Here is a 17,336-nt window from a genome sequence, read left to right as displayed (position 1 = left end):
GATCAGCCGGTCGCCGCGCCGGTCGGCCAGTAGCCGGTCGGACCGACCACCGGGGGCTGCTGGCGCGGGATGCTGAACTGGTCGCCGGGGGCGGTCCAGAAACCCTCGCGCAGCGAGAGCGCCATGCCGGCCCAGTCGAGGGCGGTCTCCACGGTGTGGTGGAGGGCCTCCTGCGACCAGGTGTCGTCGAAGACCAGCGGCAGCACCGGGGCGACCTGCTCGATGGTGGCGATCAGCGGGTTGTGCGTGATCGCCTCGTCCACCAGCAGGACGATCGGCTTGCGCAGCGCCGACGCCCAGCCCAGCTCCAGGCTCACGCCGGCGGAGAGCGGCGCACCGACGTAGGCGAAGACCAGGTCGGCGGACTGCAGCGCCCGGAAGTCCGACGGCACCCGGGGCTCGGGGGCCCGGCCGGCGATCGTCCAGGCGTCACTGTGGTGGGCGCTGTACACGGCGGCACCGCTGCGCAGGAGCGTGGTGCGAAGTGTCGTCAGCCGCGTCCGGCTGGCCAGGGTCACCACGCTGTCCGCCGGGCCGGTCAACCGCATCAGCGGCGCGGCCAGGAACACACGTGCACGCCGGCCCTCGGGGGCCTGGCTGTCGTGGTGACGCAGGTAGGGCTCGGTCATGTCGACTCCGGGGGAAGGCCGACCGGATTGGGGGACGGTGCCGGCAGGCGTTGAGAGTAGTTGCTGCTTCAGGTGGATCCAGTGCCCTGTGGTGAGGAAGAATTGACCGTACAGCAACAGGTTTTTGACCTGGTGCTGGACCATCGGGGGCGAACTGATCGTCTATCAGTGGTCACGCTCGCGTCCAGGTTTCTGCCCTGTCATCTGGCTGCCTGGCAGGGAGATGACGCCGCCGGGGGACAACGGGGAGGTGACACCACAACTCGGCGTGCGGCATCATGTGGACTCCAGTGCTATTAGTTCGGCTAGAGCAACTTTCGGAAAGGGAGTGGGCTGGTGTCCCGTATGTCCAGGCTTGTGCGCAAGGTCGTGCTTCCGATTGCCATCGCGGCCGGAGCTTTGGCCGGTGTCTGCGTCCTGTCAAACGGTACGCAGCCGCAGGTGGACGCAGGTGCCGGGGATTCCCGCGCCAAGGCCGCCGTTTACCTCGTCGCCAATGACATGAACTGGGGCTGACCGCTCCCTGTCATAGCGGACGTTCGAGTGCCGAAAGGCTCCAGGCGCGGGCGCCCGCCGCCGTTCGGGGCCCTCACTCCGGCCGGTGCTGCGCGGCCCGGCCGAGGACGTAGCCCAGCTGGAACAGGGAATCGACGTTGTAGTCCTCCCGCATCTCGGCGATATGTCGCGCCAGCGTGCGCTCGCTGATGCCGAGTCTGCGGGCGATGACCCGATGGTTCGTACCGGAAAGAAGCAGGTCGATGATCGTCTGGCGCAGCCGGGAGACCACCTGCTGCGGGACGGTGGTGTCGCCGTCGAACTCCAGCGCCCGGCCCCAGTTCCGCTCGAATACCTCTTCCACGAGATATTTGATGACCGCCGGATCGTGGATGAAAGCGGCCAGGTCGTCATCGCCCACCGGAATTACCGCGAGCCGCCGGTCGACAATGATGAGGCGGGCATAGGGCTCGTCCAGGGTGCGAAACTGATAACCCTCCTTCGCCAGCCGGGACACGTATTCGCGGGTGGGCTGGTGGTATCGGGTGCTCGCGTTGTAGATCGTGCGCATCGAAGCGCCCTGCTGCAGGCTCTTGAGGTCCCGTTCCATTCCCGCGGCGAGCAGCTCGGGCGGGCGGGGGCCGCCCGGCTGCATGGCGAGGCCCTCGGTCATCCCGGTGGCCATGCATTGCTGGAGACGCTGATTGATGAGCGCTTTGCCCTGGACGTATTCGATGGGGCCGCCCGACTGGTCGGGGCTGTGAAAGGCGTCGGCCAATTCGCTGAGATCGGCCGGCAGGGCGACCGCGCGGGCCAGCAGGTCGAGGGCCTGGCGCTGCCAGGCGGAGCTCAGGCTGAAGGAGAGCTGGGCCGGGTCGACCGCGATGAGCGAGCCGGGTTCGTCACTGTCCGGAATGAGCAGACCGAGGTCCATGAGCTCGCGGAGCGCGGCGGTCTCGCCCGGGCCGGCGCCGATTGTCAGCCGGCCGTTGCCGTGGACGGTCCTGAGATAGAGCGAGCGGGCGTCGGCAGACAGTATTCGCGATCCGCCACCTGCGGAACCGGGCTGCTCTCGCCCACTCATCTTCGGCTCCCTGTCGTCGACCGGACAAGTAGTCAACGTTCTAAAGTCGGTTGTACCAGGCATCCTAGGTCGCGGTCACGGCCGGTAAGGACTGCCACCGACAGCTCTGCCTGCCAGGGGCACGCTCCGGTCCAGCACTCTCTCACAGACGACCGAGCCGCCGGCACCCCCCGATCAGGAGGGAGCCGGCGGCGGGTGCCGTGGTGGCGGGGTTACCGCTTGGGGCGCCAGACGACCAGCGCGCTGGACTGGCTCGGCGGCTGGTAGGGGACGAGATCCCGCCGGTAGGAGGCGTGGACGGCGGCCTCGCGCTGCTGGAGCGCGGAGGCGGCGCCTTCGAGCGAGTCGACCAGCTCGGTGATCCGCGACTGCAGTGCGGTGACCTGGTTCTCCAGCTCGATGATCCGCTTGATGCCGGCGAGGTTGATGCCCTCGTCCTGGGACAGCCGCTGCACCTCGCGCAGCTGCTGGATGTCGCGGCTGGAGTAGCGGCGGCCGCGGCCCGCGGTGCGGTCGGGACAGACCAGGCCGAGCCGGTCGTACTGGCGCAGGGTCTGCGGGTGCAGGCCGGAGAGCTCGGCGGCGACCGAGATCACGTAGACCGGGGTGTCCTCGGTGAGGACGTAGTGCGGCGGCGGTGCCGCACGGCGGGCACGCGGGGCGCCGCCGGGCAGGCCTTCGCCGATGCCGGGCCCGATCGGGCCGCTGTCGGGGGTCATCTGGTCGTCACGCTCCCTTCGCCGCCTTGAAGAGGGCGGCTCGCGGGTCGTCGGAGGCGGTGGCCTCGCGGTACTGCTCCAGGGCCGTCAGCGCGTCGCCGGTGACGTGCTGGGGCACCACGACCTCCACGGTGACCAGGAGGTCGCCCCGGGTGCCGTCCTTGCGGGTGGCGCCCTTGCCGCGGGCCCGCAAGGTGAGGCCGTTGGCGCTGCCCGGGGGCAGCCTGAGCTTCACCGAGGGGCCGTTGAGCGTCGGTACCTCGATGGTGCCGCCCAGAGCGGCTTCGGGGAAGGTCACCGGCACGGTCACCGTCAGGTTGTCGGCCTTGCGCCCGAAGACCGGGTGCGCGTCGACGTGCACGGTGACGTAGAGGTCGCCGGACTGGCCGCCGCGCTCGCCCTGGGCGCCCTTGCCCTTCAGCCGGATGCGCTGGGCGTCCTGGACGCCGGCCGGGATCCGGACCTGCATGGTGCGGGCCGAACTGGCCCGGCCGCTGCCGTGGCAGTCGGCGCACGGGTCGTCGACGATCATGCCGCGGCCGCGGCAGTCCCGGCACGGCTCGGACAGCGCGAAGGCGCCCTGGCCCCGGCTGACGGTGCCGGCGCCGACGCAGGTCGGGCAGACCCGCGGGGTGGTGCCGGCCTTGGCGCCGGTGCCGCTGCAGGTGCGGCAGGCGGCCTGGCTGGTCATCCGCAGCGGGACGGTCGCGCCGTCCACCGCCTCCTCGAAGGAGAGCGTCACCTCGGTCTCGACGTCCGCGCCGCGCCGCGGCTGGGCCTGCCGGCCGCCGCGGTTGAACAGGCCGCCGAAGACGTCGCCGATCCCGCCGCCGCCGGCGCCGCCGCCCTGGCTGCCGCTGAAGAGGTCGCCGAAGTCGAAGCTGTAGCTGCCCCCGCCGGGCCCGCCGGAGCGGAAGCCGCCGTTGGCGAAGAGCGTGCGTGCCTCGTCGTACTCCTTGCGGCGCTTCTCGTCCGACAGGACGTCATAGGCCTCGGAGATGTCCTTGAAGCGCTCTTCGGCCTTGGCGTCGCCCGTGTTCGCATCGGGGTGGAACTCGCGCGCCAGCTTGCGGTACGTCTTCTTGATCTCGGTGGCGGAGGCGTCCTTGGGCAGGCCGAGGACCTTGTAGTAGTCCTTCTCCACTCGCTCGCTCATGGCTGCCGCCACCTCCCGGAGTCAACAGGTAGGGATCCGGCGCGGGTGGGCCCGCCGGCCACGGATCCACCGGACTCCCCGCCGCGGGGAACCGGGTCAACGGATACGGCGCTGCGGAGCCGGCCGCCGTACTGGCCGGCGTACGACTCCGCAGCGCACGGGGTGTCAGCTGTCCGCGCCACCGTCAGCCTTGTCCGACTCCGCGGACTTCGCCGACTCGGCGTCCGGCGCGGAGGTGGTCTGGGTGCCCGGCTGGGGCTCCGCGACCGCCACCATCGCCGGGCGGATGATCCGCTCGCCGATCCGGTAGCCGGGCTGGAGGATCTGGACGCAGGTGTCCTCGGTGACGTCCGAGGAGTAGCTGTGCATCAGCGCCTCGTGCATGGTCGGGTCGAAGGGCTCGCCCTCCTTGCCGAACTGCTGGAGGCCCAGCTTGGCCACGACCGTCTCCAGCGACTCGGCGACGGACTTGAAGCCGCCCGTCACCTCGCCGTGCTCGCGGGCCCGGCCGATGTCGTCCAGCACCGGGATCAGGGACTCCAGGATGTTGGAGACCGCGATCTCGCGGACCGTCAGACGGTCCCGCTCGACCCGCTTGCGGTAGTTCTGGTACTCGGCCTGAAGGCGCTGGAGGTCGGCGGTCCGCTCGGCGAGCTGCTTGGCGGCGGCGTCGCCCGCGGCACCGGTGGTGTCACCGGCTGCCGCGGCCTCCTCGGCGGCCTCGATCACGGCCTCCTCGGCGGCGGAGTCGTCGCCGGGCTCAGCACCCTGCGGCTTCTCCGTCATGCCGCACCGCCCTTGGGCTTCTCGTCGTCCACGATCTCGGCGTCGACGACGTCGTCGTCCTTGGCGCCGGCGGCGTCACCGGCCGGTGCGGCGCCGGCGGCGTCGGCGTTGGCGTAGAGCGCCTGGCCGAGCTTCTGGGCGGTGGTGGAGACCTTCTCGGAGGCCTCGCGGATGGCCGCGATGTCCTCGCCCTTCAGGGTCTCCTTGAGCTCGCCGATGGCGGTCTCGACCTCGGTCTTGACGTCGGCCGGGAGCTTCTCCGCGTTGTCCGCGATGAACTTCTCGGTCGAGTAGACGAGCTGCTCGGCCTGGTTGCGGGTCTCGACCGACTCGCGGCGCTTGTGGTCCTCCTCCGCGTACTGCTCGGCCTCGCGCATCATGCGCTCGATGTCGTCCTTCGGCAGCGCGGAGCCGCCGGTGACGGTCATCTTCTGCTCCTTGCCGGTGCCGAGGTCCTTGGCGCCGACGTGCATGATGCCGTTGGCGTCGATGTCGAAGGTGACCTCGATCTGGGGCAGGCCGCGGGGGGCCGGCGGGAGACCGGTCAGCTCGAACATGCCGAGCTTCTTGTTGTACGCGGCGATCTCGCGCTCGCCCTGGTAGACCTGGATCTGCACGGACGGCTGGTTGTCCTCGGCCGTGGTGAAGATCTCCGAGCGCTTGGTCGGGATCGTGGTGTTGCGCTCGATCAGCTTGGTCATGATGCCGCCCTTGGTCTCGATGCCGAGGGACAGCGGGGTGACGTCGAGCAGCAGGACGTCCTTGACCTCGCCCTTGAGGACACCGGCCTGGAGCGCGGCGCCGATCGCGACGACCTCGTCCGGGTTGACGCCCTTGTTGGCGTCCTTGCCGCCGGTCAGCTCGCGGACGAGCTCGGCGACGGCGGGCATCCGGGTCGAGCCGCCGACCAGGACCACGTGGTCGATCTCGGACAGCGCGATGCCGGCGTCCTTGATGACGTTGTGGAACGGGACCTTGCAGCGCTCCAGCAGGTCGGAGGTGAGCTGCTGGAACTGGGCGCGGGTGAGCTTCTCGTCCAGGTGCAGCGGGCCCTCGGCGGAGGCCGTGATGTAGGGCAGGTTGATCGAGGTCTCGGAGGACGAGGACAGCTCGATCTTGGCCTTCTCGGCGGCCTCGCGCAGACGCTGGAGGGCCATCTTGTCCTTGGACAGGTCCACGCCGTGGCCGGCCTGGAAGACCTTGACCAGGTGGTCGACGACCTTCTGGTCCCAGTCGTCACCACCGAGGTGGTTGTCACCGTTGGTGGCCTTCACCTCGACGACCCCGTCGCCGATCTCCAGCAGGGACACGTCGAAGGTGCCGCCGCCGAGGTCGAAGACCAGAATGGTCTGGTCGTCCTTGTCCAGGCCGTAGGCCAGGGCGGCCGCGGTGGGCTCGTTGACGATGCGCAGGACGTTGAGGCCCGCGATCTCACCGGCCTCCTTGGTCGCCTGGCGCTCCGAGTCGGAGAAGTAGGCCGGGACGGTGATGACGGCGTCGGTGACCGTCTCGCCCAGGTAGGCCTCGGCGTCCCGCTTCAGCTTCTGCAGCACGAAGGCGCTGATCTGCTGGGGGTTGAAGTCCTTGCCGTCCAGGTTGATCTTCCACCCGGTGCCCATGTGGCGCTTGACCGAGCGGATGGTCCGGTCGACGTTGGTGACCGCCTGGCGCTTGGCGACCTCGCCGACCAGCACCTCGCCGTTCTTGGCGAAGGCCACGACGGACGGCGTGGTCCGCGCACCCTCGGCGTTCGTGATGACGGTGGGTTCGCCACCCTCAAGGACGCTGACGACCGAGTTCGTCGTACCGAGGTCGATGCCGACCGCGCGTGCCATCGTTGGTACCTCCACGGAAGAGTTGAGCTTTACAGGCTCAAGGATGCACGACTCGGCGGAGGGCGTCAACAGCTATGAGCCTCAGCGGCTCAACTTTGCTGAGCTGAAAATCGCGCCGACCCGCCGGAAGGCGTGGTGCGCCGGGCTCGCGTGACTGCCGCCATACCTTGAGCATCTTCTGGAGGAGTGTTGACGGGCGGTAATGTCCGGGCCGTCGGCCCGGCAAGTTACCGACGAGTACACTCGCACGCGTAGAAACTCTCACCAGGAAGCCGCAGGAGACGGAGAGCCGATGCAGCTAGCAGCGATCGTCATCTCGCTGGTCACGTTTGTGATCGGCACCGCGCTCGCCGCCCGTGCGGCGATGTACATCTTCAGGGTGGTGCGGACGGGTCAGTCCGACCCCACCAGATTCGGCGTGCCCGCCCAGCGGGTGAAGACCGTGGCGGTCGAGTTCGTCGGCCACACCAGGATGAACCGCTGGGGCGTCGTCGGCATCGCGCACTGGTTCGTCGCGGTGGGCTTCTTCACCCTCGGCCTCACCCTGCTGACCGCCTTCTTCCAGCTGTTCGACGCCGAGTTCGTGCTGCCGGTGCTCGGCGGCTGGCTGCCGTACGAGCTCTTCACCGAGCTGGTCGGCACGCTGACCACGCTGGGCATCGCGACCCTGATCGTGATCCGGCTGCTCAGCCTGCCGTCGCGGTCCGGCCGCAAGTCCCGGTTCGCCGGCTCGATCGCCTGGCAGGCCTTCTACGTCGAGTACACGATCCTCGGCATCGGCCTCTGCATCATGATCCTGCGCGGCCTGGAGGGCGCGCTGGAGAACGTCGGCTCGTACGAGGCGAAGTACCTGATCTCCTACCCGCTGGTGCTGGCCTTCAAGGGCCTGGCGCACGGCACGCTGGAGAACCTGATCTACCTCTTCGCGATGCTGAAGATCTGCATCTCCTTCGCGTGGGCGATCACCATCGGCATCAACCCCTCGATGGGCGTGGCCTGGCACCGCTTCCTCGCGTTCTTCAACATCTACTTCAAGCGCGAGGAGGACGGCGGCACCGCGCTCGGCGCCCTGCGGCCGATGACCAGCGGCGGCGCCCCGATCGACTTCGAGGACCCGGCCGACGACGCCGTCTTCGGCGTCTCCCAGGTCGAGCACTTCTCCTGGAAGGGCATCCTCGACTTCTCCACCTGCACCGAGTGCGGCCGCTGCCAGTCGCAGTGCCCCGCCTGGAACACCGGCAAGCCGCTCTCGCCCAAGCTGCTGATCATGAGCCTGCGCGAGCACGCCTTCGCCAAGGCGCCGTACCTGCTCGCCGGCGGCGGCAAGGACATGGAAGGCGAGGAGCGCGCCACCGCCGAGCAGCTGGCCGGTGTGCCCGCCGAGGCGCTCGCCGAGGCCGAGCGCCCGCTGATCGGCACCGCCGAGGAGGGCGGGGTCATCGACCCCGACGTGCTCTGGTCCTGCACCACCTGCGGCGCCTGCGTCGAGCAGTGCCCGGTGGACATCGAGCACATCGACCACATCGTCGACATGCGCCGCTACCAGGTGATGATCGAGAGCTCCTTCCCGACCGAGGCCGGGACGATGCTCAAGAACCTGGAGAACAAGGGCAACCCGTGGGGCATGGCCACCAAGGCCCGCCTGGACTGGGTCAAGGAGCTGAAGAAGGAGACCGGCATCGAGGTGCCGGTGATCGGTGAGGACATCGACCCCGCCGAGGTCGAGTACCTCTACTGGGTCGGCTGCGCCGGCGCCCTGGAGGACCGCGCCAAGAAGACCACCAAGGCCTTCGCGGAGCTGCTGCACACCGCCGGCGTGCAGTTCGCGATCCTCGGGAAGGAGGAGTCCTGCACCGGTGACTCCGCCCGCCGCCTGGGCAACGAGTTCCTCTTCCAGATGCTCGGCGCGCAGAACGTCGAGACCCTGAACGCGGCGCTGGAGGACGCTCCGAAGAAGCGGATCGTCGCCACCTGCCCGCACTGCTTCAACACCATCGCCAACGAGTACCCGCAGCTGGGCGGCCACTTCGAGGTCATCCACCACACCCAGCTGCTGCAGCACCTGATCGACGAGGGCAAGCTCGTCCCGGTGAACCCGGTCGAGGGCCTGATCACCTACCACGACCCCTGCTACCTGGGCCGGCACAACAAGGTCTACAGCCCGCCGCGCGAGATCATGGACAAGGTCCCCGGTCTGCGCCAGCAGGAGATGCACCGCCACAAGGAGCGCGGCTTCTGCTGCGGCGCCGGTGGCGCGCGGATGTGGATGGAGGAGCGCATCGGCAAGCGGATCAACACCGAGCGCGTGGACGAGGCGCTGTCGCTCAACCCCGACATCGTCTCCACCGCCTGCCCGTTCTGCCTGGTGATGCTCTCCGACTCGGTCAACGGGAAGAAGAACGAGGGCGCGGCCAAGGAGCACCTGAAGGTGGTCGACGTCGCCCAGCTGCTGCTCGACTCGGTGAAGGCACTGCCGCCGGCCGAGCCGGCGGAGCCGGCGGAGACCGTCGACGCCTGACCGGTGACGGTCGGCCCGGTGCCTCCGGCCCGAGGGCGGTCGGCCCGGGCCACGACCGCCCGGCTGTTCGACAGTTCTGCTACAACTGCCCGGCCCGGTGGGTGCGACGAGCGCCCGCCGGGCCGGGCTTTTCGCCGGGCTCCGGTGCGGCTCGCACCCGGTTTTCCACCGGACTTGGCGCGGCGTTCTCCGGAGCGCCGCGCGGTGGGCGGGACGCCAACCGCCCGCCCGCCCGACCGGGCCCGGGTCGGAAGGAAATACAGTAGGCGCCGGACCGGCTCTGTGCCGGTCGACCCGTGCCGGCCGTCCGGACGGGTTTCCAGACCACTGACGGAGGTATCGGCCCGCCGGGCCGGGCCGCGGAGACCACAAGGGGAACAGCGCAGACCATGACCGAGGCGATCATGCTGGTCGGTGGTAAGGGCACGCGACTGCGTCCGCTGACCACCCACACCCCCAAGCCCATGCTGCCCGTGGCGGGCGTCCCGTTCATCGCGCACCAGCTGGCCCGCGCGGCCGCGGCCGGGGTGACCCGCGTGGTGCTCGCCACCTCCTACCTGGCCGAGGTCTTCGAGGACCACTTCCAGGACGGGACGCCGTACGGCATCGAGCTGGTCTACCTGACCGAGCGGGAGCCGCTCGGCACCGGTGGCGCGATCCGCAACGCGGCCTCCGGGCTGACCTGCGGCCCCGACGAGCCGGTCCTGATCTTCAACGGGGACATCCTGTCCGGCGTCGACATCGCGGCCCTGCGCGACGGCCACGTGGCCGCCGGGGCCGACGTCACGCTGCACCTCACCCGGGTCGAGGACCCGCGCGCCTTCGGGCTCGTCCCGACCGACGAGGACGGGCGGGTGCTGGAGTTCCTGGAGAAGCCGGAGACGCCCGAGCAGATCGTCACCGACCAGATCAACGCCGGCTGCTACGTCTTCACCCGCTCGGTGATCGACCGGATCCCGGCCGGGCGCGAGGTCTCCGTCGAGCGCGAGACCTTCCCCGAGCTGCTGGCCACCGGCGCGCTGCTGCGCGGTGTGGTCGACACCTCGTACTGGCTGGACCTCGGGACGCCGGCGGCCTTCGTCCGCGGCTCGGCCGACCTGGTCCTCGGCAAGGTCGACTCCCCGGCCGTCCCCGGCCCCACCGGTGACGCCCTGCTGCTGCCCGGTGCCACCGTGCACCCCGGCGCCGTGCTGAGCGGCGGGACCGTGGTCTCCGCGGGCGCGGTGATCGAGGCCGGCGCGATCGTCGAGGGCAGCGTGATCCTGCCCGGCGCGTCCATCGGCCCGGACACCCTGGTCAAGGACTCGATCGTGGGCGCGTACGCGACCGTCGGCGACCGGACGGCGCTCGACGGCGCGGTGATCGGCGACGGCGCGATCGTCGAGTCGGACAACGAGCTGCCGAACGGCATCCGGGTGGCGTGCGGCACGCTGCTGCCGGTCGGCGCCGTCCGCACCTCGGCCGGCCCGGGCGGCTGCCCGGCCGGTGCCTCGGCGGCCGCGGCGGTGCACGCGCCGGCCGTGAGCGCGCAGCGGTAGGACCCGCCCGACACGGCGCCCCGGGCCCCGCCCGGGGCACCGTCGTCACAGGCTCGCTGCAAACCGGCTCCGGCTCGGTGCCCGACCGACACGGAGTCGGCCGGACGGGTACCTTCGGAGCGTGGCTGGTAATCGATACGACAGCGGTCAGGGCGCCGACCCCCGTGGCGGGTGGTCGGCTCCTCCCCCCTCGGCGGGGGCGCCCGGGGGGTACGGGCAGGCGGACGGTCCGGAGTACTTCACCGCTCCGCACCGGGGAACGGCACCGCGGCCGGGGGCGCCGTCCCCCGGCGGGCACGGCGGTCCCCAGGCCGGCGGGTACGACCCGTACGCGGCCGACCAGCCCGGGCACACCCGGGCCTTCCCGACCGGCGGCGACCCGTACGCGGGCGAGCCGTACCCGCAGCAGGGGTACCCGGCGGAGTACGGGCAGCAGCCGTACCCGCAGGGGTACGAGCAGGGCTACGGGCAGGGTTATGGCCAGGGCTACGACCAAGGGCACGACCAGGGCTACGACCAGGCCTACGGCTACGGCCAGGACGGTCAGCCGGACAACGTCGCGGTGTACCGGGCCGGCGGCCAGGCCGCCCCGCACGCCACCGGCCCGCGCCCGCGCTGGCGCGAGCTGCTGATCGGGATCTTCCGCAACCCGACGGCCACCTTCGACCGCACCCGCGACCACCAGGTCTGGCTGCCCGCGCTCACCGTCTCGCTGCTGTACGGCGCGCTGGCCGTGCTGGGCATCGGCCTGACCCACGACGACGTGGTCAACTCGACCTTCACCAGCGCGCTCACCGCGATGGTCGTCGCCGCGATCGGCTTCACCGTGGCCGGCGCCACGCTCGGCACGGTCACCTACGCGCTGGCCCGCCAGTTCGGCGGGGACGGCCCGTGGAAGTCGACGGTCGGCCTCGCCGTGCTGATCGGCTGGACGACGGACGCGCCCCGGCTGCTGCTGCCGCTCGTGCTGCCGTCCGACAACCTCGTCGTCCAGGTCGTCGGCTGGGCCACCTGGCTGTTCTGCGCCGTCCTGCTGACCACGATGGTCCGCCGGGTGCACGACCTGCCGTGGGGCAAGGCGGCCGGCGCCGCCGCGCTCCAGCTGCTGGCGCTGCTGGTGCTGATCAAGCTGCCCACCCTGGGCTGATCAGCCCCCTGTCCACCCTGGCTGTCCCCCTGGGCCGGTCGACCTGTCCGCTCCGGGGCTGGCCGGCCTGCCCGTTCCGGGGTCGGTCGGCCCGCCCGTTCCCGGTCGGTCGGCCTGCCCGTCCGGAGCCGGTCGGCCGGTCCGTTCCCGGCCGAGGAACCGGGGAACGCGCGGCGCGGGCCCGGGGGAGAATGGTCGACGGGCCCCGCCTGCGGGGCCCGTTCCGCTTCCACCACCCTCACGTCCACCACCCTCACGCGCACGGAGCCAGGCATGACCCTCCCCACCACCCACGTCAGCTTCCCGGCCGGGGCGGTGACCGGCGAGTCCCCGGTGCTCGCGGTGCACCCGCTGGACGGCGGCCGCCACGCGGTCGTCACCGCGGCGACGCCGTTCCACCCGCTCGACCACACCTGGCCCGACCAGCCGGCCGACCTCGGCACCCTGACCGTGGACGGCACCGAACTGGCCGTCGTCGACTGCCTGACCGGTGCGGTGGGCCCGGACGGCGGCGCGCCGCTGGTCGGCGCCGACATCCCGGTCCGGCGCGGTGACGAGGAGTGGTCCTGGCTGGTCCTGCACGTGGTCGAGAACGCCCCGGACGGCCTCGTCGGCAAGACCGCGACGCTCGCCGTCGACCCGGGCCGGCGCGCCGCCCTCTCCGCCTCGCACAGCGGCTGCCACCTGCTCGCGCTCGCCCTGAACGCGGCCCTCGCGCCGCGCTGGCGCAAGGACCCGGGCCGCGCCGACGCCTTCGGCAACCCGGACTTCGACAGCCTCGCGATGGCGAGCTCCGTGATGGACACCGAGGCGAGCACCGACACCTACCGGCTCGGCAAGTCGCTGCGCAAGAAGGGCTTCACCGCCGAGGCGACCGACGAGTTCCCGGCCCTCGCCGACGCCCTGCCCGACCTCACCGAGGCGGTCAACCGGCAGCTGGCCGCCTGGGTCGCCGCCGACGCGCCGGTCCGCATCGACGTCCCCGGCCCCGAGCTGACCGCCCGCCGCCAGTGGCACTGCGAGCTGCCCGAGGGCGCCGCGCAGATCTTCTGCGGCGGCACGCACCTGCACCACCTCGGCGAGCTGGCGGCGCTCCGCACCGAGCTGCGGCTCTCCGGGGACGGCAGCGAGCTGGTCGCCGTCACCCGCCCCGAGCGGGTCTGAGCACCACCGGGAACGCCGCGGGCGGCCACCCCTCGACGGAGGGGTGGCCGCCCGCTGTGCGTGCGCTCGGTGTGCTCGGGACCGTCCGGGCTCAGATGTCCGTGCGGTGGAAGTTCAGGTAGGACCGGGACGGCGTCGGGCCGCGCTGGCCCTGGTAGCGCGAGCCGTACCGCGCCGAGCCGTACGGGTGCTCCGACGGCGAGGAGAGGCGGAACAGGCAGAGCTGCCCGATCTTCATCCCCGGGTAGAGCTTGATCGGCAGGGTCGCGACGTTCGACAGCTCCAGCGTCACGTGCCCGCTGAAGCCGGGGTCGATGAAGCCGGCCGTGGAGTGCGTCAGCAGGCCGAGCCGGCCCAGGCTGGACTTGCCCTCCAGCCGCGAGGCCACGTCGTCCGGCAGCGAGATGACCTCGTAGGTCGACGCCAGCACGAACTCGCCGGGGTGCAGGATGAACGCGTCGTCGCCCTCCGGCTCGACCAGCCGGGTCAGGTCCGGCTGCTCCTCGGAGGGGTCGATGTGGGGATACCGGTGGTTCTCGAACACCCGGAAGAAGCGGTCCAGTCGCACATCGATACTGGACGGCTGGATCATCGCGGGGTCGAACGGGTCGATCACGACCCGGCCCTTGTCGATCTCGGCCCGAATGTCCTTGTCAGAGAGCAGCACGCTCCGAGGTTACGTGCACGACGGGGCCCCGGACGAATCGTCCGGGGCCCCGTCCGTCCTGGTACCCGCCCTCAGGCGAGGAACTCCGCGGCCTCCAGCCGCATCGCCCGGGCCAGTTGCGGCGCGGACAGCTCCCGTACGTCGGCCAGCACCGAACTGCGCATCCGTCCGCACTGCGGGCAGCGGATCAGCCGCCCGGGCCCCAGCCGGCCCGGCCCGAGGTTCTGCATCGGGAACGTGGTGGTGCTGAACAGGTGCCCCTCGGCACAACGAACGACGGCGCGCTGCTCCATCGGTCCCCTTCCCATCCTTACCCCGGTACTCACCCGTACTCATCGCACCCCGAACGGCCGAGCCGTCGGGACAGCGTCACATTAGGGGATGTTCCGGACATTCCGCAGGATGGCTCGCCGCCCCGGAACCCACCCGCCGGAGCACTCTCACGCGGCCCACACAGTACGCCTCCACCCCCGCCCCCGGCGGCTCCGCCACGACCCCGGGCCACCTGTGCAACGGGCGTCACGGATGGGGTACAGTGGGCGCAGATCGAGCGGTCTCTGACGGCTCATCAGGCGGGCGTAGTTTAATGGTAGAACATGAGCTTCCCAAGCTTATAGCGCGAGTTCGATTCTCGTCGCCCGCTCTTCATGGCGAAACCGCAGGTCTTCGGATCTGCGGTTTCGCTGTTTTTCGGGGCGGATTCGGGGGTGGGGTCCGGGGCGCCGCTTGATCGGGTTCCGCGTAGCATGCGCCGGGTGGCGGGGGTGGATGTGGGGGCGCGGGCGGGGTGGCCGGCGCGGGGGCTGGTGGGGGCGGCGGCTGCCGCGGTGGCTTCGGTGCACCTGTTGAAGGGGCTGGCGCGGGTTCCGGGGGAACCGGGGGCCGGGGTGGCCGTGGTCGTGGCGTGCGTCGTGCTGGTGGTGGTGCAGCTGCGGCACAGTTCGTCGGCGGTGCGGCAGGTGCTGGGGGTGGTGCCGCCGGCGGTCGGGACGGCGGTGGAGCTGGCCGTCGGGTATGTCGCGGTGCTGGGGTTCGGGGTGTCGGTCGGGTTGCTCTGTCTCCCGGCCGCCTCGTTGCTGCTGGAACGGCGCCGGGTGCTGGTGCCGCTGTTCGGCGCCTCCGCGGCCCTGATCGAGCTGGTGCGGTCGGGCAGTGTGCGGGACGCCGTCGACATGACGCTCATCGTCGCGATCGGCGGCGTGATGCTGTACGCCGTCACCACGCTCGCGCTGTTCGCGGCGCGGGTGCACGCGGCCCGGCTCACGCTGGCGGCGGCCGCGGTGACCGCCGAGCGGCTGCGGATCGCGACCGGGCTGCGGAGCGGGCTCGCCGAGGGGTTGAAGGAGGTCCGCGCTCTGGCGCTCCGGGACGATCCGGGCGTCCTGGCGGACCTCATCGGCGCGGCGCGGCGGACCTTGGCGGCGACCCGGGCCACGGCGGCGGAGCTGCGCAGCCTGTCGCTGGCCCCCGAGGCGGCGAGCGCCCGGGCGCTGCTGGCGTCCGCGGGCATCTCCGCGGACCTGCGGGTCGGGCACTCGGAGCCGCTCGGGCCGGCCGGGACGGTGCTGGCGGCGGTGCTGCGTGAGGCGGTCACGGCGGTGGTGCGGGTCGGTGACGCGCGGCGGTGCGAGATCGTCACCGGGGAGCGGGCCGGGCAGGTGGTGCTGCGGGTGGTCAGTGACGGCGTGCCGACGGCCGCGCTCGGCGCCGATCTGCTCGACGGCCTAGCCGACCGGGTCCGCGAGGTCGGCGGTCGGCTGACGGCCGGTCTGGAGCCGGACGGGCGCTTCGCCGTCGAGGCGGCGGTCGCGGCCACGCCCGCGCCGGCGGACGCGGCCGACCCGCCCGAGCTGCGGACCGTGCTCGGCCTGTACCTCCTCGTCCTGGGCACCTTCTTCGTCAAGGCCGTGCTGCTCGTCCCGGTGCCGCTGCTCGCGCTCGGGGCACCCTGCCTGCTGGTCTTCTGCCTGCTCCAGATCCGCTTCGCGACCCGGGACTCGCCGCGCCACGCCCGGCTCGTGCTGCTCGCCTCGGCGGTGATCGCCCTCGTTCCGCTGCCCTGGTCCGGGCGGAACTGGATCGGCGCGGTCGGCATCCTCGCGGGTGCGCTGCTGTTCGCCCTGCCGCTCCGGGCCGGCGCGGCCCTCGCCGTCGCGGCGGCGGTGGCCGGCGGTGTGCTCACCGGCGGCGGGCCGGTGCCCGTGCTGCTCGCCGTCGTCGACGCCCTGATCACCTGCGTCGTGGTCTACGGCGTCCTGCGGCTGGCCCGGCTGGTGCGGGAGCTCCAGCGGGCGGGGGCGGGGCTGGCCCGCGCCGCGGTGGTGACCGAGCGCCTGCGCGCCGCCCGTGACCTGCACGACCTGCTCGGCCACGGACTGACCGCGATCCTGCTCAAGGCCGAGCTGGCCCGGCGGCTGGCGGCCACGGACGCCGACCGCGGCCGGGCCGAGCTGCGGGACATCGTGCGGCTGGCCGAACGCGGCGAGACCGAACTGCGGACGGTGGTGAGCGACGGCCCCCGGTTGTCCTTCGAGGCCGAACTCGCCTCGGCCGCCGGGGTGCTGGAGGCGGCGGCGATCACGGTGGAGGTCGACGACGTCCCGGTGCCGCCGGCGGCCGGCGCCGTGCTGAGCGTGGTCCTCCGGGAGGCGGTCACCAACATCCTGCGGCACAGCGCCGCCCGCCACGCGCGCATCGCCACCTCGGTGGCCGGGGACGCGGTGCGGCTGGATGTGGAGAACGACGGGGCGCCGGACGGCGTCAGCGCGCCCGGCTCCGGGATCGGCGGGCTGACCGTCCGCCTCGCCGCGATCGGCGGCACCCTGGCGGCCGGTCCGGACGACGGCTGGTACCTGCTGCGCGCCGAGGTGCCCGCGGGCTGAGGCCGTTGCTGCGTGGGGCGTTCACCGCGGGCTCACGCCCGGAGCGCCGGCGGCGGGCGGGCGCGGCGGCTACAGCCAGCCCGCCTCACGCGCGATGCGTACCGCGTCGGTCCGGTTGCGGGCGTTGAGCTTGCCGACGACCGCGGTCAGCACATTGCGGACCGTCCCCGTCGACAGGTGCAGCCGCGCCGCGATCTCCGGCGGCTCGGCGCCCTCGGCCAGCTCCCGCAGGACGTCGTTCTCCCGCGGTGTCAGCGGGTTGTCCGCGAGGTCCCAGGCCGCGACGGCGAGCCCCCGGTCGAGCACCCGGCCGCCGCCGGCCACCTGCCGGATCGCCGCCACCAGTTCCTCCGGCGGGGCGGTCTTCAGCAGGAAGCCGTCGACCTTGGCGTCCAGGGCGCGGCGGAGCAGTCCGGGGCGGCCGTTCGAAGTGAGCATCAGGGTACGGCAGTTCGGCACCTTCTCCTTCAGTGCCGCGGCTGCCTGGAGACCGTCGGTGCGCCCGGGCATCTCGATGTCGAGCACCGCGACGTCGGGCAGGGCGACGAGGGCGCGCGGCACCACGTCGTCGGCCGAGCCGGCCTGGGCGACGACCTCCAGGTCGGGCTCCAGCTCCAGCAGTGCCACCAGCGCGCCGCGCACCACGTGCTGGTCCTCCGCCAGCAGGAGTCTGATCATGCGACGACCCTACCCGTGACGATGTCACGGGTCGCTCG

14 protein-coding genes, 1 tRNA gene and 1 pseudogene are annotated in these 17,336 nt (G+C 71.9%); 7 read left to right on the top strand and 9 right to left on the bottom strand.

The features are described 5' to 3' along the window. Positions 1-2 precede the first annotated feature (2 nt). Positions 3-629 (bottom strand): hypothetical protein, encoded by a 627-nt coding sequence (locus ACZ34W_RS03530; protein ID WP_329488718.1) that lies wholly within the window; start codon positions 627-629, stop codon positions 3-5. Positions 630-965: 336 nt separating this feature from the next. On the opposite strand from ACZ34W_RS03530, the gene ACZ34W_RS03525 reads away from it, so the two are divergent. Next, positions 966-1,145: a hypothetical protein gene (locus tag ACZ34W_RS03525; RefSeq protein ID WP_329488717.1), complete on the top strand. Its 180-nt coding sequence runs from the start codon at positions 966-968 to the stop codon at positions 1,143-1,145. 73 nt (positions 1,146-1,218) lie between these two features. Here the strand turns inward: ACZ34W_RS03525 and ACZ34W_RS03520 are convergent, their stop codons facing one another. The 5 genes from ACZ34W_RS03520 to dnaK all read right to left on the bottom strand — a co-directional run bounded on the left by ACZ34W_RS03520 (position 1,219) and on the right by dnaK (position 6,704). Further along, a complete protein-coding gene (locus ACZ34W_RS03520) occupies positions 1,219-2,208 on the bottom strand; it encodes a helix-turn-helix domain-containing protein (protein ID WP_329488716.1) in 990 nt (329 codons plus the stop codon). A 212-nt stretch (positions 2,209-2,420) separates the two neighbouring features. Beyond that, positions 2,421-2,927 carry a heat shock protein transcriptional repressor HspR gene (locus tag ACZ34W_RS03515; RefSeq protein ID WP_329488715.1) on the bottom strand — a complete coding sequence of 169 codons (507 nt, stop codon included), beginning with the start codon at positions 2,925-2,927 and terminating at the stop codon, positions 2,421-2,423. A 7-nt stretch (positions 2,928-2,934) separates the two neighbouring features. Then, on the bottom strand, positions 2,935-4,083 hold the full coding sequence (dnaJ, locus tag ACZ34W_RS03510; protein WP_329488714.1) for a molecular chaperone DnaJ: 1,149 nt from the start codon (positions 4,081-4,083) through the stop codon (positions 2,935-2,937). A 165-nt stretch (positions 4,084-4,248) separates the two neighbouring features. Next, entirely contained in the window at positions 4,249-4,869 is a 621-nt protein-coding gene (grpE, locus tag ACZ34W_RS03505) for a nucleotide exchange factor GrpE (protein ID WP_329488713.1), read from the bottom strand. Next, positions 4,866-6,704 (bottom strand): molecular chaperone DnaK, encoded by a 1,839-nt coding sequence (gene dnaK / locus ACZ34W_RS03500; protein ID WP_329488712.1) that lies wholly within the window; start codon positions 6,702-6,704, stop codon positions 4,866-4,868. Before dnaK ends, grpE begins: the two co-directional genes overlap by 4 nt. Before the next feature lie 292 nt (positions 6,705-6,996). Here dnaK and ACZ34W_RS03495 point away from each other — a divergent pair, with 292 nt between their 5' ends. The 4 genes and pseudogenes from ACZ34W_RS03495 to ACZ34W_RS03480 all read left to right on the top strand — a co-directional run bounded on the left by ACZ34W_RS03495 (position 6,997) and on the right by ACZ34W_RS03480 (position 13,071). Next, entirely contained in the window at positions 6,997-9,222 is a 2,226-nt protein-coding gene (locus tag ACZ34W_RS03495) for a (Fe-S)-binding protein (RefSeq protein WP_329488711.1), read from the top strand. Positions 9,223-9,611: 389 nt separating this feature from the next. Beyond that, a pseudogene (gene manB / locus ACZ34W_RS03490) lies at positions 9,612-10,685 on the top strand (mannose-1-phosphate guanylyltransferase); the annotation flags it as partial. Positions 10,686-10,881: 196 nt separating this feature from the next. Next, positions 10,882-11,907: a Yip1 family protein gene (locus ACZ34W_RS03485; RefSeq protein WP_465601377.1), complete on the top strand. Its 1,026-nt coding sequence runs from the start codon at positions 10,882-10,884 to the stop codon at positions 11,905-11,907. A gap of 273 nt (positions 11,908-12,180) precedes the next feature. After that, on the top strand, positions 12,181-13,071 hold the full coding sequence (locus ACZ34W_RS03480) for an alanyl-tRNA editing protein (RefSeq protein ID WP_465601374.1): 891 nt from the start codon (positions 12,181-12,183) through the stop codon (positions 13,069-13,071). 91 nt (positions 13,072-13,162) lie between these two features. On the opposite strand, the gene dcd is transcribed toward ACZ34W_RS03480, so the two are convergent. Both dcd and ACZ34W_RS03470 read right to left on the bottom strand, forming a co-directional pair. Then, positions 13,163-13,738 carry a dCTP deaminase gene (dcd, locus tag ACZ34W_RS03475; protein WP_329488708.1) on the bottom strand — a complete coding sequence of 192 codons (576 nt, stop codon included), beginning with the start codon at positions 13,736-13,738 and terminating at the stop codon, positions 13,163-13,165. A gap of 71 nt (positions 13,739-13,809) precedes the next feature. Next, positions 13,810-14,031 (bottom strand): hypothetical protein, encoded by a 222-nt coding sequence (locus ACZ34W_RS03470; protein ID WP_329488707.1) that lies wholly within the window; start codon positions 14,029-14,031, stop codon positions 13,810-13,812. A 279-nt stretch (positions 14,032-14,310) separates the two neighbouring features. Here ACZ34W_RS03470 and ACZ34W_RS03465 point away from each other — a divergent pair. Beyond that, a tRNA-Gly gene (locus ACZ34W_RS03465) sits at positions 14,311-14,381 on the top strand. Between the two features lie 193 nt (positions 14,382-14,574). Next, on the top strand, positions 14,575-16,620 hold the full coding sequence (locus ACZ34W_RS03460) for a histidine kinase (protein ID WP_465601370.1): 2,046 nt from the start codon (positions 14,575-14,577) through the stop codon (positions 16,618-16,620). A gap of 69 nt (positions 16,621-16,689) precedes the next feature. Here the strand turns inward: ACZ34W_RS03460 and ACZ34W_RS03455 are convergent, their stop codons facing one another. After that, positions 16,690-17,298: a response regulator transcription factor gene (locus tag ACZ34W_RS03455; protein WP_329488698.1), complete on the bottom strand. Its 609-nt coding sequence runs from the start codon at positions 17,296-17,298 to the stop codon at positions 16,690-16,692. Between the last annotated feature and the right edge of the window lie 38 nt (positions 17,299-17,336).

The organism is Kitasatospora sp. NPDC022856 (assembly GCF_055561235.1).
The sequence above is the reverse complement of the archived record's forward strand: the minus strand, read 5'-3'. Positions and strand labels throughout refer to the sequence as shown.